This is a genomic window from Guptibacillus algicola (assembly GCF_020171805.1).
GTDB lineage: Bacteria > Bacillota > Bacilli > Bacillales > Guptibacillaceae > Guptibacillus > Guptibacillus algicola.
In genome coordinates, this window is record NZ_JAIVAF010000004.1 from 258,553 (window position 1) to 278,649 (window position 20,097).

General features: G+C 39.9%; 22 protein-coding genes and 1 other annotated feature. Of the genes, 6 read left to right on the forward strand and 16 right to left on the reverse strand.

The features are described from left to right. Window positions 1–12: 12 nt before the first annotated feature. From LCM09_RS15380 to LCM09_RS15395, 4 genes are all read right to left on the reverse strand, one after another. Entirely contained in the window at window positions 13–1,344 is a 1,332-nt protein-coding gene (locus LCM09_RS15380) for a S8 family serine peptidase (protein WP_224883711.1), read from the reverse strand. 208 nt (window positions 1,345–1,552) lie between these two features. Next, a complete protein-coding gene (locus LCM09_RS15385) occupies window positions 1,553–2,110 on the reverse strand; it encodes a class I SAM-dependent methyltransferase (protein WP_224883713.1) in 558 nt (185 codons plus the stop codon). A 114-nt stretch (window positions 2,111–2,224) separates the two neighbouring features. Further along, complete coding sequence (locus LCM09_RS15390; protein WP_224883715.1) at window positions 2,225–2,860, reverse strand: YczE/YyaS/YitT family protein; 636 nt, start codon at window positions 2,858–2,860, stop codon at window positions 2,225–2,227. A 172-nt stretch (window positions 2,861–3,032) separates the two neighbouring features. Then, a complete protein-coding gene (locus tag LCM09_RS15395) occupies window positions 3,033–3,845 on the reverse strand; it encodes an STAS domain-containing protein (protein ID WP_224883717.1) in 813 nt (270 codons plus the stop codon). A gap of 344 nt (window positions 3,846–4,189) precedes the next feature. On the opposite strand from LCM09_RS15395, the gene LCM09_RS15400 reads away from it, so the two are divergent. Then, window positions 4,190–4,390, forward strand: a complete 201-nt coding sequence (locus LCM09_RS15400) for a cold-shock protein (RefSeq protein ID WP_224883719.1) — start codon at window positions 4,190–4,192, stop codon at window positions 4,388–4,390. A 79-nt stretch (window positions 4,391–4,469) separates the two neighbouring features. Here LCM09_RS15400 and LCM09_RS15405 read toward each other — a convergent pair whose 3' ends face one another. After that, the gene (locus tag LCM09_RS15405; RefSeq protein WP_224883727.1) at window positions 4,470–5,279 is read right to left on the reverse strand and encodes an MBL fold metallo-hydrolase; all 810 of its coding nucleotides are present in this window, start codon (window positions 5,277–5,279) and stop codon (window positions 4,470–4,472) included. A 163-nt stretch (window positions 5,280–5,442) separates the two neighbouring features. Here LCM09_RS15405 and chrA point away from each other — a divergent pair, with 163 nt between their 5' ends. Then, on the forward strand, window positions 5,443–6,561 hold the full coding sequence (gene chrA, locus LCM09_RS15410; protein WP_318246527.1) for a chromate efflux transporter: 1,119 nt from the start codon (window positions 5,443–5,445) through the stop codon (window positions 6,559–6,561). 101 nt (window positions 6,562–6,662) lie between these two features. On the opposite strand, the gene LCM09_RS15415 is transcribed toward chrA, so the two are convergent. From LCM09_RS15415 to nei, 4 genes are all read right to left on the reverse strand, one after another. Beyond that, window positions 6,663–6,854 carry a hypothetical protein gene (locus LCM09_RS15415; protein ID WP_224883729.1) on the reverse strand — a complete coding sequence of 64 codons (192 nt, stop codon included), beginning with the start codon at window positions 6,852–6,854 and terminating at the stop codon, window positions 6,663–6,665. A 149-nt stretch (window positions 6,855–7,003) separates the two neighbouring features. Further along, window positions 7,004–7,699 carry a Na-translocating system protein MpsC family protein gene (locus LCM09_RS15420; protein ID WP_224883731.1) on the reverse strand — a complete coding sequence of 232 codons (696 nt, stop codon included), beginning with the start codon at window positions 7,697–7,699 and terminating at the stop codon, window positions 7,004–7,006. A gap of 159 nt (window positions 7,700–7,858) precedes the next feature. Further along, window positions 7,859–8,884 (reverse strand): phosphotransferase enzyme family protein, encoded by a 1,026-nt coding sequence (locus tag LCM09_RS15425; RefSeq protein WP_224883733.1) that lies wholly within the window; start codon window positions 8,882–8,884, stop codon window positions 7,859–7,861. Window positions 8,885–8,973: 89 nt separating this feature from the next. Next, entirely contained in the window at window positions 8,974–9,795 is an 822-nt protein-coding gene (gene nei / locus LCM09_RS15430) for an endonuclease VIII (protein WP_224883735.1), read from the reverse strand. A gap of 216 nt (window positions 9,796–10,011) precedes the next feature. Here nei and LCM09_RS15435 point away from each other — a divergent pair, with 216 nt between their 5' ends. Then, on the forward strand, window positions 10,012–10,821 hold the full coding sequence (locus LCM09_RS15435; RefSeq protein ID WP_224883738.1) for a ZIP family metal transporter: 810 nt from the start codon (window positions 10,012–10,014) through the stop codon (window positions 10,819–10,821). Between the two features lie 47 nt (window positions 10,822–10,868). Here the strand turns inward: LCM09_RS15435 and LCM09_RS15440 are convergent, their stop codons facing one another. The 4 genes from LCM09_RS15440 to LCM09_RS15455 all read right to left on the reverse strand — a co-directional run bounded on the left by LCM09_RS15440 (window position 10,869) and on the right by LCM09_RS15455 (window position 14,374). After that, window positions 10,869–12,473: a BCCT family transporter gene (locus LCM09_RS15440; protein ID WP_224883739.1), complete on the reverse strand. Its 1,605-nt coding sequence runs from the start codon at window positions 12,471–12,473 to the stop codon at window positions 10,869–10,871. A 135-nt stretch (window positions 12,474–12,608) separates the two neighbouring features. Beyond that, entirely contained in the window at window positions 12,609–13,313 is a 705-nt protein-coding gene (locus LCM09_RS15445) for a class I SAM-dependent methyltransferase (protein ID WP_224883741.1), read from the reverse strand. A gap of 157 nt (window positions 13,314–13,470) precedes the next feature. Beyond that, window positions 13,471–13,704 (reverse strand): hypothetical protein, encoded by a 234-nt coding sequence (locus LCM09_RS15450; RefSeq protein ID WP_224883743.1) that lies wholly within the window; start codon window positions 13,702–13,704, stop codon window positions 13,471–13,473. A gap of 250 nt (window positions 13,705–13,954) precedes the next feature. Then, on the reverse strand, window positions 13,955–14,374 hold the full coding sequence (locus LCM09_RS15455; RefSeq protein WP_224883745.1) for an organic hydroperoxide resistance protein: 420 nt from the start codon (window positions 14,372–14,374) through the stop codon (window positions 13,955–13,957). Window positions 14,375–14,550: 176 nt separating this feature from the next. On the opposite strand from LCM09_RS15455, the gene LCM09_RS15460 reads away from it, so the two are divergent. After that, window positions 14,551–15,360 (forward strand): GNAT family N-acetyltransferase, encoded by an 810-nt coding sequence (locus LCM09_RS15460; RefSeq protein WP_224883747.1) that lies wholly within the window; start codon window positions 14,551–14,553, stop codon window positions 15,358–15,360. A gap of 301 nt (window positions 15,361–15,661) precedes the next feature. Then, the gene (locus LCM09_RS15465; protein ID WP_224883749.1) at window positions 15,662–16,411 is read left to right on the forward strand and encodes a FixH family protein; all 750 of its coding nucleotides are present in this window, start codon (window positions 15,662–15,664) and stop codon (window positions 16,409–16,411) included. A 168-nt stretch (window positions 16,412–16,579) separates the two neighbouring features. Here the strand turns inward: LCM09_RS15465 and tyrS are convergent, their stop codons facing one another. From tyrS to LCM09_RS15480, 3 genes are all read right to left on the reverse strand, one after another. Beyond that, complete coding sequence (tyrS, locus tag LCM09_RS15470; protein WP_224883751.1) at window positions 16,580–17,821, reverse strand: tyrosine--tRNA ligase; 1,242 nt, start codon at window positions 17,819–17,821, stop codon at window positions 16,580–16,582. Window positions 17,822–17,877: 56 nt separating this feature from the next. Next, window positions 17,878–18,102: a binding site (T-box leader), on the reverse strand. Window positions 18,103–18,196: 94 nt separating this feature from the next. Next, window positions 18,197–19,129 carry a ferrochelatase gene (gene hemH / locus LCM09_RS15475; RefSeq protein ID WP_224883759.1) on the reverse strand — a complete coding sequence of 311 codons (933 nt, stop codon included), beginning with the start codon at window positions 19,127–19,129 and terminating at the stop codon, window positions 18,197–18,199. Between the two features lie 182 nt (window positions 19,130–19,311). Beyond that, the gene (locus tag LCM09_RS15480; RefSeq protein WP_224883760.1) at window positions 19,312–19,659 is read right to left on the reverse strand and encodes a hypothetical protein; all 348 of its coding nucleotides are present in this window, start codon (window positions 19,657–19,659) and stop codon (window positions 19,312–19,314) included. Window positions 19,660–19,835: 176 nt separating this feature from the next. On the opposite strand from LCM09_RS15480, the gene LCM09_RS15485 reads away from it, so the two are divergent. Then, complete coding sequence (locus tag LCM09_RS15485) at window positions 19,836–20,021, forward strand: hypothetical protein (RefSeq protein WP_224883762.1); 186 nt, start codon at window positions 19,836–19,838, stop codon at window positions 20,019–20,021. The last annotated feature ends 76 nt before the right edge of the window (window positions 20,022–20,097 follow it).

The following is a 20,097-nucleotide window of genomic DNA, read 5'->3' on the forward strand; positions in this document are numbered from 1 at the left end:
TTTTATAACCTATTATTTTGTTGCAGCCTGTTGTACCGCTTTGTATGCATCCACGTAGCCTGCACCAACTTCATGATACTCATAACCAGACATTGGCTCAGCCGTTTGTTCAAGAAGACTAAGTGCTTCATCTGGTGAAAGATCTGTTGCAGCTTCTTCCATTAGCGCAATGATCCCAGAAATATGTGGTGTCGCCATGCTTGTTCCACTAGAAGTCGTGTAGAACGGAATGTATTCAGGGTCAATGTAGTTAACGTCCTTCGTTGTACCAAGAGCGTTGATGACAACCCCAGTAGAAGATTTCGTCGCTACGATATCAACACCTGGTGCTGTGATATCAGGGTGTAGAAGGTTGTCCCCCGGTACACCTCTTGAAGAAAAGTCAGCAAGTTGCTTGTCTTTCGTTCCAGCAGCTACAGAAATAACCCAAGGAGCTGCAGAATAAGGATTTAGCGTATCATTTTCTGGTCCTTCATTACCTGCTGCGAACGTTACAGTGATACCATTATCATGAGCAGTTTTACTTGCTACGTTAATCGGAGAATTAGGGTCATACTCACCTGTAGTTCCCCAACTGTTACTTACAACGTCGATTCCATACTTCTCTTGATTTTCAATAACATAATTGAAGCTTTCAAGTGCCCAAAGAATGCTGATTGCTTCACCAGCACCGATTCCTACTAATTTCGCATCAGGAGCAACGCCACTATACAGACCGTCACTCGCTGTACCATTACCAGCAATCGTTCCAGCTACGTGAGTACCGTGACCTGAAGTTGTATCCGTATTCGGTACATTTTCAAGATAGAGAGATTCTCCACCGAAAATGCTTCCTCCAACTAACATCTTCACATTTTGAACAACCTTGTCACCCATCGGAAGGTCTGGATGCGTTGCATCGATTCCGCTATCGATAACGGCAACTGTCGTACCCTTACCAGTATAGCCGAGGTCGTTCCAAACTTTCTCTGCACCGATAAGCTTACGGCTATCCTTCATTAGATAATCTAGCTCTTTGTTTTTATAGATTCCAAGAGCATTCAATCCGCTGTCTAATAAAGAATTGATTTCTAGAGCCGTACCAGAAACTCCTACAACAGGAATTTCACTGAACGTTTTAACGGATAGTCCAAATGATTTTAACTTATCCAATTGTTCAACTGTAGGCATGCTGTCATATGTAATGATGGCCTCTACTTCACTAAAGTTTGTAATATTAGCTAGTAAATTCGTTAACGCCTGATCAACTTTTAATGAGCTAGCTTCTGCTGGCTTCATTTGCCCTGGTATTACCATGGCTGCAATCAATAACACAATTAACGCGATCTTGTTGAAGAATTTCATTGAATACCTCCATCAACACGAATTTGCACTTCATTGTGAGTGCCTATTCTAAATGATAAAGGAGATCATACCTTTTTTGTATTGGGAAAGTTCAGATAATTACCCTTGATAAAGTCTCTATATAAAGCTTTTATTTCCCAACAACCTAAAGTTTTCCTATTATATGTATATGTAAAAAGCACCTCCTTTAGGAAGGTGCTTCATCCCTTTACATAACAGCTGATACTCCGTATACAGCTTCATGAAAATCATGTACTTCTGGTTCTAGTCCGTTATCGATAAAAATTTGTTTCATTGTCTCTGATGACATTCGCTCGTGGACAGGTGGCCCCATATCCATCTCGATTTTTTCCCACTCGAGCACAAGTAGTCTTTGTCTTGGCTTAATAATCCGCTTGAATTCAGCGAAAGCTTTCGTCAAGTCAGGAACTTCATGAAGCACAAAGGCTGCGATCGCTTTATCAACCGTGTGGTCTGGCAACTGAATATCTTCTAAATCACTTACGACGTATTCTATATTATCATGAGCTGAAGCACGTTTTTCTAGAAGATCTAGCATCTGCTTTTCGATATCCACTGCATACACCTTTTGTACCGCTTCAGCTACTGGCAAAGTAAAATAACCATTCCCAGCGCCGAAATCAGCTACATGATCTGTGTTCTTCAAATGAAGAGTAGATATGACTTCTTCAGGAGAAATGATTTCCTTCCGCTTTGGATCAAGAAGCCGATCCGCCTTACCAGGTTTAAATCGTTTTCCAGTCATAAGATGTACCTCCTTAGGGATAGTAGTTAAAGTCATCCGAATTCAATTATTATACCACGCCAATATAAAAAAGCGCTCACTGCTACAATACAGGAACGCTTAATGATTAAAGATTTATAAATATTCTTCGTGCGGTGCATTTTCTGGTTTGAGCATATAATACATTGGATAAGCCCTTGTGTACCACAATTGAATCACGGGTCCAAGAAACAGTACGAGTACGACTGTACCTATACCAACAGGACCTCCGATCAATACAGCAAGTGTCGCGACAGCTACTGCAACTAGTGTTTGTCCCATACGGAGACTGACATTAAATCGTGCGCTGACTGCGAGAAACAATTGATCGACTGGTGCTCGTGGAAATTGCGGCAAGATATAAATTGCGACACCAAGTCCAATCGTGAACATTCCAAGTCCAAGTGTAAGAGCTTTTACGACAACTGGTGCTGCTGACAAATTAACAGAAGCAAATACGATTTCTAACCAAAAGTCGAGAATAAAGCTTTCAAGAAAAACAGGCAAAAGCGCCTTGAATTCAGGATTTTGCTTCATTAACCACCCATTCAAAAAGATGATTAGAAATTGAAATACACCATACCAAAAACCAACAGTTAATCCAAATAGGTCCGAAACTCCAATAAAAAAGGATGTCCAGAACCCTGCTCCAATGGTAGCGTGAATAATTAGTGCTACACCAAAGAAGTTTATGAACATACCTAGAAGGTAAACCGTAATACGATAAGCCATTACGATTCCCTCCCTTCCTCTAAGTTTAAAAACTTGATAACAGAGGCTGTTCTCAAAATTTTCGTTCCCCATTTTATTAGCGATGAAGTTACACGTCAATCATTTTAACTATAATAAAATATGGAAAAAACAAAAGGTGCTACCTCCTGTAAGGTAGCACCTTTGTTCACTTCTATAAGATATGTTTTGCCAATGCTTGCTTTAACGTGCTATGTGTTTGAACACCTTTAAATTCGATTCCTAACGATACCATCGTCATCGCTACTTCTGGTCTTATGCCAGCTAAAATACCTTTAACCCCAATTAATTCTAAGGAATCAATGATTTTGAATATATTGTTCGCAACCATCGTATCAACGATTGTTACTCCTGAAAGATCGATAAACAAATGAGTTAGGTTCTTAGAAGTTGCTCCTTCAAGAGACTTCTCCAATATTAGGCTAGCACGATACGTATCGATATCTCCTATAATAGGTAGAATCGCAACGCCTTCTAGTATAGGAACGATGGGAGCCGACAGCTCAAGGAACGATTCCCGCGCTTTATTGATATTATCTTTATACGCTTCTACATATGCAGTGCTGTACGCATACACTACATGATCTAAAAGTGGATCAATAATGCGTGCTACTTTAAAAATCGTTTTTAAAGATACGCCTTCTTCATTGCTGATTTCTTCAATCTTACTCCAGATCATATTCCTAAATTCAGAGGTGTTCTTTAGAGATTCATCCAGCTCTACTTCCAAACGTACAGCTAGTTCTCCTGTTTGCTTACCCCATTCCTCAATGCGAGGTCGTGTTGCATCATACCCATACTTAAAACCGTCCGCAAACAACTGTAATAACTCTACCCTTAAGCGCAATGCCTCTTGCGGTTCACTCGTGTCAGAAGTTAGTCCCTTTGCCATTTCTAGCTTTGACTCTTCTAACTTTCTTCCTATTAACAACACTTCTTCTTTAAGAATCGGTTCGTTTACAGGCATTTGATCATACCTCCGAATAATAGTTTAAAAAATATATGATAAAAAAAACTATACAAGCTTACATTACCATGTTTAATGAAAGTAAAATACTATAAATATATTCGAGGGCGCTAATCACCTTTAGGTACGTTGATCACGCTAGGCTTATAATTAGGTCCGTACATCATCGAGTTTTTTCACTTTGATACTTGCATTATTTTTCTCACGTGTTATACTAGGGTTAATTATTGTTGTTCGGGTCAATGATTAGTTTAGAATAAGCTCCTTAAGCGACCTTACATCTTGAATCATTATGTAGAGCAGTAATAGTAATATTTGTGCGAATAGCACTGGAGGAATTACACATGAACAAAGGTACAGTAAAATGGTTTAACGCAGAAAAAGGTTTCGGTTTCATCGAGGTTGAAGGTGGAGACGACGTATTCGTACATTTCTCTGCAATTCAAGGTGAAGGTTTCAAAACTCTAGAAGAAGGTCAAACAGTTACTTTCGAAACAGAGCAAGGTAACCGCGGACCACAAGCTACTAACGTTGTTAAAGCGTAACTAGTAGTTAAAGAAAGCTTTCCCATCTGGGAAAGCTTTTTTGTTTATTCTGGAAAAGCACGGCCAAGGCCGTGCTTTTCTATGTATGAAATAACTTTCCTTCTAAAGCCATAATATATCGTTCGGCTGAACGTTGAACCGCAAGATCCGCATCATTGTCCACTTTTTTATGGAAGGCATTATAGATTTGCTTAAACGCTAGTGGTTTCACGCGTTCTGCCATATCTCGCACCTTTGAAGCAGGTAAAGGAATCAAGTTAGGGTAACTGTACATAAAGCTCACCCACTCCTGGTCTGCGACAACTTGAATAATGTCACCAGTTAAAAGTGTACCTCTTCCTTCATCTTCTAAGTGCAAAACAGCACCACCTTTAAAATGACCACCTAACCGAATGATCTTCGCTCCGGAGCAAAGCTCTAGTTCTTCTCCACTCCAGAACGATAGGTGCTTACTTTCTCTCATCACCCATTCACGATCATCTTCGTGAATATAGATTGGAACATCAAATGCTTCCGCCCACTCAACTTGTGTTGAGTAATAATGAGGATGCGATAGCGCAATCGCATCGATTCCTCCTAATTGATGTACCTTTTCGATAGTCTGTTGATCTAAATAAGTGATGCAATCCCACAATACATTCATTTCATTCGCCTGAACCAAATAGGCTGTTTGGCCAATTGCAAACGAAGGAGACGTCGTAATGCTATAAAGACCAGGTTTCTCAAGAATAATTTGATTTTGATAGACATCGTCCTTCATCTTATCGAGAGTTGTCCACTCTTGTCCATTCGGATTTACATACTGTCTTTCTTCCTTACAGATTGTACAGTACTCGAGATCCTGTTGTGAGTACTGTGTGCCACAGGTTGTACAGATAACAAGCTCCATTTACTCTCTCCTTCCCTTAACTACAAGGGAATTATAAACTATTTATCCTAATATTACTAATAGAGTGAAAAATCTTATCTTTTTCTTAACATAAAAAACCTTGTTTATAAGTATGAAAATAGATAGCATAAAAACGGTAAAGATAAATTTGGAGGATGTTCAGATGTCAGCAAATCAAAATTGGAAAAGACTTTTAGAGATTTTACTTATATCAACTCGTCTAGGGTTAACTTCTTTTGGTGGGCCAGTTGCTCATTTAAGTTATTTTAAAGAGGAATACATCGATCGAAGAAAGTGGATCGACGAAAAGATGTACGCTGATCTCATTGCGTTATGCCAGTTCCTACCAGGACCTGCAAGTAGTCAGGTTGGCATCTCAATCGGAATGATCCGAGGAGGGCTTCTTGGGGGAATTCTTTCTTGGATTGGGTTCACACTACCGTCGGTTATCTTCTTAACGATTTTCGCGATGCTGTATCAGACGTTTTCATTAGAAGACGCGACATTTATACACAGTTTGAAGGTTGTAGCTGCTGCGGTTGTCCTTCACGCCATTATCGGTTTAAGTAAGAAACTTACTCCAGACAAAACAAGGATCGCGATTGCACTCGCGTCTGCATTTCTTCTCTTGTTATATCCATCGGCATGGCTACAATTTCTTATTATTGCAGGATCTGGAGTCTGTGGGTTGTTTTTATTTAAAGGAATGAATGAAAGCGATAGGGTCACTATCCCCATTTCATTTTCTAAGAAAACAGGCTTTTTCTCTCTCTCGTTACTAGTAGCCATTCTTGTCAGTTCACCTATTCTAGCTAGAATGACAGATAATCGATTGTTCGATTTGTTTGATACATTCTTTCGAGTAGGGGCTCTCGTCTTTGGTGGCGGGCACGTTGTATTGCCGATGATTGAACGCGAACTCGTTCCGACAGGACTACTTTCTCCCGATCAGTTCTTAGCAGGATATGGTATGGCTCAGGCTGTACCGGGACCACTCTTCACTTTTTCTAGTTACCTTGGAATGATGATAGAAGGATTTGCAGGAGTCTTAGTTGCAACAGTAGGAATATTCCTTCCTTCATTCTTACTAATCATTGCAGCACTACCTTTCCTGAACGAACTAAGGAAGAAACGTTTCTTCCAGAAGATCTTGATGGGTGTTAATGCTAGTGTTGTTGGTATTTTGCTTGCTGCTTTTTATGATCCTGTCATTAAGAGCTCTATCCTATCAGCTGCCGATTTTGCTCTTGCAGCTATATTGTTCGCATTGTTGTCCATTTAAAAAACGCCTGCATGGCTGGTTGTAATCATCGGTGTAGCAGGTGGAGCGGTGTTAAACGCTTTGATGTAAGCACGGACGCCTCAAAAAAAGGCGTCTTTCTTTTATTCTTCTTTCATACTCCCACTACACATCTCACAAATTCTATACGATTTTTCTGCTACTAATTTATCGAGATAAGGACTATCAAGCGTTCCTTCTCGTCGGTCTATTGGCGTTGTATGAAATTTGCATTGGTCTCCAGCAAATGTCGTTCTATGAATGACCTTTTTCGAATGGTCTATTAAATATTTCATTCTTTTTTTCTCCCCCTTTGATATCTGGTCCTCGTATTTTTAGAGCTCAAGGATTAGAAAAAATCTAATTAAAAACAAAAAAGCCGAAAGATCCCCACATTAGGGTCCTTTCGGCTTATGTCTGGTTCTATTGCCCAGCTCATTTCCACCTACGATTTATTTGGTTTCACTATGAAAACAATATAACTTTTATCTTGATTGAAATCCCAGTCTACAAAAATATCCTGGATTTCAGTGGATAAAATAGATTCAAAATTATTGTTATGCATTAGACTTTTCTCAAGTCGTCGTTTGGTTAATTTAAGACTTTCCTCAAGCCCATCTCTGATGAGTTCTTTTTCGATGCGTACTAATATTCCATCTCTTATTACGACGATCGTTCTGTCATTTAAATAACAAGAGTCGATATGTTCAGGAATCTTTTCTGCTTGCTTACTGATCCGTGCTATTTCTTCATGGAGTTTTTCCTTCGTATCATAACCACCAGGAATGTGATCCTCATCACACTGGCTTTGATCCATTACTCCAAGAAACAAACCAGTACGATTAGGAAGTGACCAATCATGATAGAAAAATTCAATAGTAATGTCAGCTATGACACCCAATGACGCTTTTATTTCAGGAAACAATTTGACCATTAACAGATCTCGAGTCTCCTCAACCCTTTTTTGCTCTTTCTGATCAACAAGAACCCGCTCCATCGGCGCTAAAAAGTCACGGAAATAGATGGTGATATAAGGTTCTTCAATCGATACAAAAACTGATGACGGGCCTTTCCCGAAATTATCACGCAGTAGTTTTCCTACGTAACTTGAAATCTCAGCTTCTTTTGATTTAAGTTCCATTACGTTCATCCTCTTTTTAGACCAGAACATTGTTTTCCCAGTCCAGTTTTCATTATAGTATTCTTTCCACAAGAATGAAAGGGTATGCCCTTATAAGATTGTTCAAATCATAAATGTAGTACTTCAGACTCATTTCCCTAAATTCTTAAAAATAATCCTCTACTCTCCACCTACTAGACGCTGCAGAACTCGTCCGTAAGATGGTTCAGCGATTAGCTCGCCTTCGTCCAACCGATTTTTTATTTGATGTAACATACATTTTTCATCATCATTCATGCTTGTGACATCAAACTTTTTATGTAGAACTGTATAAAGGATATAATCCCTCAACCGTAAGAAGAGCGGCATTTTCTTAATCCACTCAGGATCGATCTTATTTTCTTTTGAGTACCCTTTTAAGAAGAAATAAAGGAATTCTTCGGCAAATTGTGCCCTAGTTTCTCGATCTTCCCCTTGAAGCCCACCCCATACTGTATAGTATAGCGGGATTGCGATATCACTCACGAAATAGTGATAGGAACTATCATCGAAGTCGAATACATGTATGTTTCCTTCGTCATAAAAAAAGTTGCCTGCGTGTATATCAGAATGAACGAGACCATATGAATCTCGCTCTTTTTTGAGAGCCTGTATTTCGTTAACTAATGCTTTTCCATGACGTATGATCTCGCCATCTTGTTCCTCAGATAAATATGTTTCAAATCGCAACAAGTCTTCTTCATCCCAATGCTCACGCGAATGCTCAAGAGGCTGATAATCCTTTGTCGCTCGATGCATTTTCCCGATCGTTCTTCCCCAAACTTCATATAATGCTGGTCCATATAACGGGTCATTCTTCTTCAATTGTCGACCAGGAGCTTTTTCAAATAACGATACAAAAAATGAACCATACTCAACTTCGATTTCTTCAACAACATTTCCCTCATTCGACTGTAGAGCTCTTGCAACATTTATGTTTCTGTCATCCAAATAATTAACCCAGTGTATTTCAGCTTCTACATCTTGATTTGAACGATGTGAGCTATGGGTTAACCTTAGAATATATGGGACATCTTCTATGAATACTTCGTATACATAGTTCTCAAAATCGCCTAACTTTTTGAAGCGATTTCTGTTCGCACCAAACTTCGCTAAAGCGCGTTGCAAGACCGATTCATTAAAACACTTCTCCACAGGTGCTTCCATTTTTTCACCTTCACCTCACCTTCTTTCTATCCATTCACCATAAACCAACTTTTTTCCTTCATTAGGAGATTATCTCTACTAGAAGTGATCTATTTTGACTGACATGTAGTGCAATAGTATAACCTTCTCGATCCTGCTATGATTTTCTTGATTTCAGTTCCATCGATTCGACAAGATGCACCTTCTCGATTAAACACCCAATGTCGATACTCACGACGCGTTTCTCCATTTCTTTTCAGCTTCTTTGCGAGTTCCACATCATTCGTAATTCCCTTATGCTCATAAGAACGTTCAACTAATGTAATGGTTGCAGAAGCTGCTTTTTCAAGCATCTCTTCTGTACAATCAACTGGTCTTAAGTCAGGATGAATGCCAGCCACAAACATGATTTCACTTCTTAAGTAATTACCTATACCGGCGACAAAAGATTGGTCTAATAATAACGAAGACCACTTCTTCCGATAAAAACGTTTTGATGTGAATCGTTCTTTCAGCTCATCAATCGTTACGTCTTCACTCAAGAGATCGGGGCCCACTTTCGATATAAAAGGATGATAAGCCACTTCTTCATTTCTCAATACTTCTATATCAGATGCGCTGTAAAGTAATGCAGATTTGTTTTCATTATGTATGGCAAGCCGTAACTGTCGATTCGTCTTAGGGTAGTTATAAGCATTTCTTACATACCACTTTCCATACAACTGATTATGCGAATAGATTGTAAAGTCATTGTTAAATCGGATTAACATTGCTTTTCCCTTCGTATCCACCCGCACGACTTCAGCACCTTCGAAGAATGCTTCATAATCCTTTAAATGCGGAAATGCAAATGTCACTTCCATGACTGTTTTATTTTTAAGCGCCTTCTCAACTTCATCAGCTGCTCGTCTAATCTCTGGACCTTCTGGCATAGAACGCACCCTTCTTTTTTATATCATATCTTAAAATCTTCCCTCTATCGACGTTAATAAAACAGATACTAACTCTCTATAGTGCTTTGTCCTTTTAACAAACCCTTTAAATTGACACTGAAGAAACAAGGCATTTACACTGTGATGTATAGATTTTTCCTATATGCAAAAAATATGTTGATATGAAAACAAGGATTATAAAAGGAGGGCTTAACGATGATTAACTGGTTTATGGATTTAAGCCCAGTTTTCCAAGCGTTAATTTTCACTTTATTTACATGGGGATCGACAGCACTTGGTGCCGCAGTCGTATTCTTCACAAAAACTGTAAATCAGAAACTGTTTGATTCGATGCTCGCATTCGCAGGGGGCGTTATGATTGCAGCAAGCTTCTGGTCACTATTAAGCCCTGGGATCGAAATGGCGGAAGAACAAGGTGTCCCTGGTTACATTCCAGCAGTAGTAGGATTTTTACTAGGAGGCGTTTTCCTACTATTAGTTGACAGGCTCTTACCAATGATCGATGAGAATTTATACTTTAAAGACATTAAAGATAAAAAGGCAAAACACCGTACCGCAATGCTTGTATTCTCACTTACCCTTCACAACATTCCTGAAGGACTTGCAATAGGTGTCGCGTTCGGTGCGCTTGCTGCCAATTTCTCAACAGCATCGCTTTCAGGTGCAATCGCCCTTGCCATCGGGATCGGTATTCAGAATATCCCAGAGGGAACAGCGGTCTCATTGCCTCTTAGACGGGATGGCATGTCGAAGAATAAAAGCTTCTTCTACGGTCAATTTTCAGGGATGGTCGAGCCGATTTCAGCTGTAATCGGTGCGCTTGCTGTTATCGTCATCCAACCACTTCTCCCCTATGCATTAAGTTTCGCAGCCGGGGCTATGATATTCGTTGTAGCAAAAGAAGTTATTCCTGGTTCACAAGAAAAAGGTCACGTGCAACTCGCTGCGATGTCACTGTTAGTTGGCTTCTCAGTGATGATGGTCTTAGATGTAGCACTAGGATAAGGAAAAGCCCCGCGTAAACAATTGTTTACGCGGGGCTTTTTACTTTCTTACATATGATGCGTATCGTCATTCGACTGTCTGCTTATTTTTGTTTTTTGCTTATTCGATGTAGATTGTAGTTTGTTTAGAAGGTTTCTTTCTTTTTGTACCTCATAGGACTTTACGTCCTGTCTTACCGACTTAAAGAGATTAACACACATAATAATTAGGATTACGGTAAACGGTAAGGCCGAAACAAGTGATGCTGTTTGTAACCCTTGCAGTCCACTACTGATGATCAAAACTGCAGAAATTGCAGCGATGAGCGTTCCCCACACAAGCTTTGAGAAAAGCGATGGATTCAAGTCACCATCTGACGTCATCATTCCTAAAACAAATGTTGCAGAGTCAGCAGATGTGACGAGGAAAATACAGATCAAGAAGATTGAAAGCGACGAAAGGATCGTCGTTAATGGAAACTCTTCCAACGTAACGAATAGTGCACTTGTTACATCTTCATTTACTGCATCAGCAATCGCAGTCCCTTGGAACAGATCAAGGTGAAACGCTGCTCCACCAAAGACAGCAATCCACACCATCGCGATGAACGGAGGTACGATCAACACTCCAAAAATCATTTCTCGAATCGAGCGTCCTCTCGACACTCTCGCTACGAATGACCCAATAAAAGGTGACCACGCGATGACCCAAGCCCAATAGAAAACGGTCCAATCCTTCACCCATGTTCCGCCTTCATATGGAGTCATATAGAAACTCATCTCAATAAACTTCTGAATATAACCTCCAGCTGCTACTGTGAAACTTTCAAGAATAAATACGGTTGGGCCAAGGAACAAAACAAAAAGCATCAAGCCTAATGCAAGGGCCAAGTTCAGATTACTTAAATACTTAATTCCTTTATTCAAGCCCGTTGTAGACGAAGTCATATACAAAACGAGCAATAGAGCAGTAATCACGATTTGGATCGTCGAATTTTGCGGTAGATCATACATGTAGTTTAATCCGCCATTAATTTGAAGGATACCGAATCCAAGTGAAGTTGCCACTCCCATTACTGTTGCGATAACAGCAAGAATATTGATGAGCCCTCTCCAGGATTTCTTTCTCTTAGCTTGCGTTCCCGTTGAGATCGTTTCACTTATTAAGCTTTTTCGATCCTTACGATATTGGAAATATGCCATCACAAGACCGACGACTGTAAATACCGACCATTGATGTACACCCCAATGGAAAAAGGAGTATCTCATGGCTAGCTTCGCTGCCTGTTCTGTTTCACCTTCAACGCCAAAACCAGCTGGAGGATTCGCAAAGTGCGTCATTGGTTCTGCTACTCCCCAAAACACAAGTCCAACACCAAATCCTGCACTAAACAACATTCCAATCCAGGTGAAGAAGGGATATTCCGGACGCTCTCCGTCTTTCCCAAGACGAATTTTACCGTACTTACTGAGAGCTAAATAAATACAAAACAGAACAAAGAATACGACTGAAAGTAAGTAAAACCATCCGAACGCGTTCGTTGTAAATGAATAGACGCTGTTTGCGACTGACGCAAACGATTCAGGAACGACCGCACCCCATATAACAAGTAGTAAGATTGCAACTGCTGAAACCCAAAAAACTGGTCCTCTTTGTGCTTTTTTTCTATCCATCACCTCGTCCTTTCCAACTGAATGAAATACGTTTCAGTTTACTTCCAAAATATGTAGCAACATCTCCTAAATATTAGTACCCTTTTACCATAAAGAACTAACCTTTGTTTTTGAATCATTCAGATAATTCATTCGCTACTTCTTAAACAATGCCGTCATTAAACCATTCACACCGAACAAAGTCGGATCTTGCGTTTCTCTCATTTCTCTTATCTCTATTGGATTAAACTTATTAAATAGTGAGAGCAGTCTTTCTTTTGAATAGCCTAACCCCCCATGTAACGTTTGCTGTTCATACACTTCACGATCGCTAATTACCGCTCCCCCGAGTGGCCCCTCTGGGACAAAACAAGTTAGGCCGAAGTAACCCTCAACCTTCAGCGCATTTTTGATGAACGAAAGATAGCTTACCCTCCGATGAGGTGCGAGGTGATGAAAACAACCTGAATCATAAATGAAGTCATAGCTTTCTGCATCCACTTTTAGATCAAATAAACTGCTATGGATGAAATTCACTTCAACCTCTTCTTCATTCGCCCTCTCATTTCCCCAATCAATTGCTTTTTGTGACAAATCGACCGCGTCTACTTGAAAACCTTGTTTAGCAAGATATATGGCATTGCGACCAGGACCACTGCCAATCTCTAGCACTCTACCATGGGGAATATCATAATCACTTAAGTATGAAACAAGATTCTCATCAGGTACTTGCTTGAAAAATGGAATCGGCTTTTCTCGATCTTCATAAAACTGATCCCAGAATGTTTCAGGTTCCCTTAACAACGAATCTAGCAGATTCATAAGATCAGCATTCGTCTTGATATCCATTGTGCTTTCCATCTACATACCTCCACTTACAATTCTCTACTAATCTCCATTCGACAAACTTCCATACTCCCCCTTTTAATGAAAATAAAAAATCGGCCATGTGGCCGATTTAAGTGTAGTGTAGTGATTTTTATTTTAAGAATGACCCGTCCCTCCAAAAGTTTATCTTTCAAACTTGCAAATGGATATTTTGCTTTGGAAGAGATGGCCGATTAAGTTTGAATGAAGGGTCTCCGAATTCCATTGCCTCTAGAATCTGTTCTTCCGAAAAGCCTGTCATCTGTGACACCTTCCGAATATCCACATTCTTCTGGGACAAACTCTTAGACTTTTTGACAGCTGTTTCGGTCTGATAAAGCACCACTGAATACCTGTGGTTAAACGTTCCCACGGATTGCTTCACGGCTCCTTTCCCCTTTCAACTAATCTAACCTGAACTCCTGGAGGGAGCAGGGTTTATGATTTGCTTTCCCTTTAGAAAATAAACTAAACTGGAAAAATTGTTCTCTAGAACAACTAGAATTAATATTTGGTCTCATTTGATTCGGTATTAACTGACATAAGTGCCGATTGCTCTTTCTTCATCAAAAATAAACAATAAAAAAACAGGCAGTCCATTTAGGGCAGCCTGTTTTTTGAAAACTATTTTACTTTTAGACGGCTTTCGCGTTTATCTCCACATCAACATTTCCTCGTGTTGCTTTTGAATAAGGACAAACCTGATGCGCTTCTTTCGTTAACATCTCAGCATCTTCCTGGCTAACGCCTTTTACTTCGACGTTAAGTGTTACGCCAATTTTGAATCCGTCGTCAGCTTCATCTTTTAAGAAACTAACTTCAGCTGTCGTTTTTGACTCGATTTCTTTCTTCTTATTTGAAGCCACAAGATTTAGTGCCCCATCATAGCAAGCAGAATAAGTTGCTGCAAATAGCTGCTCTGGGTTCGTACCTTTTTCATCAGAGTTTTCTGTAGGCATAACAAGGTTCATGTCGATCAAACCATCAGAAGATTTTACTGTTCCGTTACGACCACCTTCAGCAGTAGCCTTTGAAGTGAAAAATACTTTACTCATCGAACATCATCTCCTTAATTAAGTATACATCCTCTCTTTACCTCTATATCCCTACTCTTAAACTAATCCTTCAGATAGAACGTTTTCATTTAGGCTGTATTGTTTGAATTAACGATTTACTTTTGAAAAATCTACTGTAAAATGGTTCCTTAAAGAAGGAAAGGGAGGCCATCATATTGATTAGAAGATTAACAGAAGCTGACCATACGGAGTGTATTTCACTATTAACGCCGTATGCAGCTGAAAATTTATTTATTCTTGGAGACATTGAAGCTTTCGGATACGACCAACCATTTCAGAAACTATGGGGCGACTTTTCTGATGACGGAGAATTACGAGCTGTTCTTATGAAGTATGAAAAGAACTACATTCCTTTTGCTTCAACTGCCTTTGATGCTGAAGGCTTTGCATCCATTATTTCAGAAGATCAAGATTTTCTTATGGTGTCTGGCTTAGAACATGTAACAGAGCAAGTCGAAGCTTATATCAAACATCCTTCTCAATCAAGAAGGAAGTTGTATTATGCGAAATGCGACAATGTTGAAAAGCTCTCTCTCACAAATTTAAAAGAAGTGATGAATGCTTCATCAGAAGACATCCCAAGTATTCATGAGCTTCATAATAGTATCGATGAGTTCAACACTTCCGAAACGGTAGAAGAAAAACAAAGAAATTTAGAAAAAGGGATTTCGAGAACCTACTATCTATCACTAGATGGGCAAGTCGTTTCGGCCGCTTCGACAGCAGCCGAAAACTCTCAATCTGCCATGATAGTGGGAGTATGCACCCGCCCTGGCTACAAGCGCAAAGGGTATGCAACGAAATGCATGATGAAACTATGTTACGACGTATTAACAGAAGGAAAGGACCTTTGTCTTTTCTATGATAATCCAGAAGCAGGCAACATCTATAAACGAATCGGATTTCGTGATATCGAAAAATGGACGATGTCTTACTTCGAAACAAACTATGCTATGAGCCTATAGAGAAAGCGGTCCCTACTGAGGGACCGCTTTTATGATGATGAGGATATCGTTTGTGGGTTTAAATATTATCTATGAAAAACTTGTGCAGTAAACAAATGAATGGACCGCATACAACACGCAATCTCTTTGTCTGGTTATCGAACATCCATTGTCATCAAGTCGACACAACTCACCTTTGTAAACACTTGAGATGCTCCAACATCTTTTCTACTATTATCAGTAGGAAGCTTGTTTGCCAATCACATCTTCTGGCAATAATGAAGCCTTACATATGTTTAGTAATAATGAAAGGATGAAGTATATGAAAAAAATAAGTATCCTATTATCTATGCTGTGTCTCTTCCTCGTGCTCGCAGCTTGTGGACAAAACGATAACACAGATAAAGAAGAAAGCGGTGCTTCTGAACCTCAACCTTTGGAAGTGTCACTTGATACACCTGAAACTGCCGAAAAAGGTCAAGAACTTACCTTTAGCGCAACAGTTACACAAGGAGACGAAGCGGTTGAAGATGCAAGCGAAGTAATGTTTGAAATCTGGAAAGAAGGCGACAAAGATAACAGCGAAATGGTAGAAGCCGAGCACGAAGGTGAAGGCGTCTACTCTATTAAAAAAACGCTAGAAGAAGATGGAACATTTGTTGTTCAATCGCACGTAACTGCACGAGACCTACACACGATGCCGAAAAACAAAGTAACAGTAGGTTCAGGGTCAGAAGAATCATCTGAGCATAGCGAAGAACACGCCCATCACGGAGGTGCTGTATCTTTCCACTTGATGAAACCAGAATCCATTAAAGCAAGCGAAGAAATTTCTTTAGTCACACACCTACAAAAAGACGATCAACCACTAGCTGGAGCATCTGTCCGCTTTGAAATTTCAAAAGATGGCGAAGAAAAAGCACAATGGATAGACACAGAGGAAACAAAAGATGGCGAGTATGAAGGAACCGCTACATTCGAAGAAGCAGGAAAATACACCGTCACCATCCATGCCGAAAACGATAATGGCTTACATGAACACACTGAAGAAACAGTAACAGTCACAGAATAAACTAAATCCCCCATTTACTTTGAATGGGGGATTTAGTTGTTAGAGAAGCACTGAGTATTGTGCTCCCTATACAGAAGGAGATTATTCGCCCGCTCCGCGGAAAGCGAGCATCCTGGATGCGTAAATCACCACCCAGTAGATTTCGAAACTTTATTAACAGACTGAATTTTATGTCCTGATTTTCTTCACTTTACGTTTACCAACTTGAACAATCATACCGTCTACAATATCAACAATAGCAGAGCTGTCCGTCACTTTTTGTTGGTCAATCTTAATTCCACCGTTTTTCACCATGCGTCTTGCCTCACTCGTTGATGGCAACATGCCTAAAGCCACAACAAGAGCTGGCACACTTACTTTTTGCTCTCCACTCCAACTGAATTCCTCTATATCAGAAGGTAGCTGTTTTTGCCCGAATACATGTTGAAATTGCTCTTCTGCATTTGTAGCAGCATCTTCTCCATGAAACATCCGTACGATCGTTTTTGCCAAAGTCATTTTCGCTTCTTTTGGATGAATGGTTCCTTCTTTAAGCTTCTTTCGAATCGCTTCTTTCTCTTCTAGGTGTAAATCTGTACTAAGCTCGATGTATTTCGAAATCAACTCATCTGGAATCGACATCGCTTTCCCATACATCTCGGTTGGCTTTTCTGCTATCCCAATGTAATTCCCTTTTGACTTGGACATTTTGTCGACGCCATCTAAACCTTCAAGAAGAGGCATGGTCAGCACAACCTGTTTTTCTTTTCCAAACTGTTCTTGCAAGTGTCTTCCCATCAAGACGTTAAAGTATTGATCGGTACCCCCAAGCTCAATGTCGCTTTCCAGATGAACTGAATCGTATCCTTGCATAAGAGGGTAAAAGAATTCGTGAAGTGAAACAGGCTTACCATTTGAAATCCGCTTCTCAAAATCATCTCGCTCGATTAACCGAGCAACCGTAATTTTACCTGCAAGCTCGATGACATCTTGAAACTTTAATTCAGATAGCCATGCTGCATTGTAAAATAGTTCTACTTTACTTCGATCGATGACTTTACCAAATTGATCAAGGTACGTTTGTGCATTTTGCTTAACTTCTTCATCTGTAAGTTGAACTCTCGCCGTAGACTTACCCGTCGGATCACCGATCTTTCCTGTGAAGTCTCCAATGATGAGCTGAACAATGTGGCCATTTTCTTGAAACTGTCGCAGCTTGTTTAATACGACCGTATGCCCGATATGAACATCTGGTGCAGTTGGATCAAGACCGAGCTTCACCTTTAACGGGCGACCAGTTATGATCGACTTTGCAATTTTACTTTTCAATTCGTCTAAAGGAATGACTTCGCTCGTGCCGTGAGTATAAACGGCATACTGCCTTTCCATTTCCTTTCGTTGTTCACTCGTTAACTTATCGATCATGTCCATCCCTTTTGACCTCCTATTGTTACATAATATGCAAAAAAGCCACGTCTCTACATCTCTGTAGGGACGTGGCTATTCACGCGGTACCACCCTGATTGAAGACACACCCGTCTTCCGGCTCATATACGATAACGGAATCCACCGTTTCTGACTACTCGAGAATTCGTTCGTCAGAAAAGCTCTAAGGGGTAATTCACGATTACGCTGTACCAGTTCTCACCACCCACTGGTTCTCTGACACTACACGTCGCAATACGCTACTGCTTCCTTTTCTTCGCCTGTTTCATTGATTTTAAATAACTTTAGCTTGTTGGGACAATATTGTCAATGGTTTTTAATAGCAAAATAAAGAACAGCGGTCAAAGACCGCTGTTCACATTATTTATTCAATTGCTTCATTACGACCGTTGCCATCGCATCGATAAATTCTTCTTTTGCGTTTGGCATTTCTGGTCTGTAGTACTTTGCTCCAATATCATCTGTCACTACTTTACATTCGTAGTCATTGTCAAAGAGAACTTCAAGATGATCGGCTACGAAGCCAACAGGTGCATAGACAAATGATGTGTACCCATGATTGTCATGCAAGTCTCTCGTTAGATCTTGTACATCGGGACCAATCCATGGATCAGGGGTATTCCCTTCACTCTGCCAACCGATCGCAACGTTTCTTACTCCGGATTCCTCAACAATTAGGTCAGCCGTTTCTTTTAGTTGATCAGGATACGGATCTCCATTTGCGATGATTTTCTCTGGGAGGCTGTGCGCAGAAACGATTAGTACCGCTTTTTCACGCTCTTGTTCAGACATTCCATCGAAAATCGCTTTTACTCGTTTAGCCCAATAGGAAATAAACTTCGGTTCATCATACCAGCTCTCAACAGAAGTAATGGTTGGTCCACCAATTTTCTCTGCTTCTTCCTTAGCACGTCCATTATATGATTTTATACTGAACGTAGAGAAATGAGGAGCTAATACGATACTTACAGCTTCTTCAATTCCATCTTCATGCATTTGTTGAACGGCATCTTCTACAAATGGTTCGATATGCTTCAAACCGATATACACTTTAAACTCAATCTCATCCTGTATCTCATTCAGATGAGCACCTAGGCCATATGCTTGCTCTTGTGTAATTTTTGCAAGGGGTGAAATACCGCCGATCGCTTGATAGCGGTCTTTTAAATCTTGAAGCTGCTCTTCAGCTGGTTTTCTTCCTCTACGAATATGTGTGTAATAACGTTCGATATCTTCTTCCTTATATGGCGTACCGTATGCCATCACAAGTAAACCCATCGTTTTCTTTGCCATGAGTGTATCCCCTCTCAAATTTTGCGAATTAAATTGAATATCTAGTTATAATCATTATCGTCTAGTTTGAAGTATACTCTTTTTCATCAATCGATTCAAAGGGTAAGCAACAATATAAATGGTAACGTTTTGTGTCGTTCATTACAAAAGGGGTCAGGCACGTGCCTGACCCCTTTTATTATTTATTTCTCCATCGCTCCATTATGCTTCGTTACGATTTCACGGAGCTCTGTATCATCATCTTCAGTTGTCTCAAAAGAGAGCACATAGCTAAACTGCTTGTCACCTTGTTCAGGATCTGCGTTTTCTTCTTGCTTCCCTGTTGGTGTTTGGTTTGAGAAGAACAAATCGTTGTTCGCACCAGCTTGAGTTGCTGATCCTTGCCCTGAATCAGGTGCGTCAACAGATGGGCTATTGTCCTCCGTGAGTTCCTCAACTGAAACGCTATCTACTGAATAATTTTTAAGGTCTGCCTTTGCACTTTCCGCTTCGTTTTCTGTTGGAAAGTAGGCTTGTAATGTTTTACTCATATCGATCGACTCCTTTTCCCTTTGGCTCACATTAACCTGTTTCCCTTTTCTAAGTCCTCTTAATCATTGAAAAACAAGTAAATTTTATAGGTATTTATGATATCGATATGAAGATGATTAATCTCCCTACTATCAACATAAACTACCGCTAATGTCATATTAGAGGAGGAATATTCATGAGGAATAGTAAATCGAAGCATACAAAAGTGGATAAGAAGGGAAACGAACATCTTAACGTAGATGAAGCGATTAATGAAGTTTTCTATTCGGACCACCAGAAAAACGACTCTAACCCTACCTTATATCTGTACAACAATACTGCAGCTATTGATGTAACTGGGAATAAGGATGAAGATCGTTAATCCAACTTTTTTCTTTCTATCTTCATCACGATAATGGTTTTGTCTGCAATTAACTGATTTCCTTAAAATTTTCGTA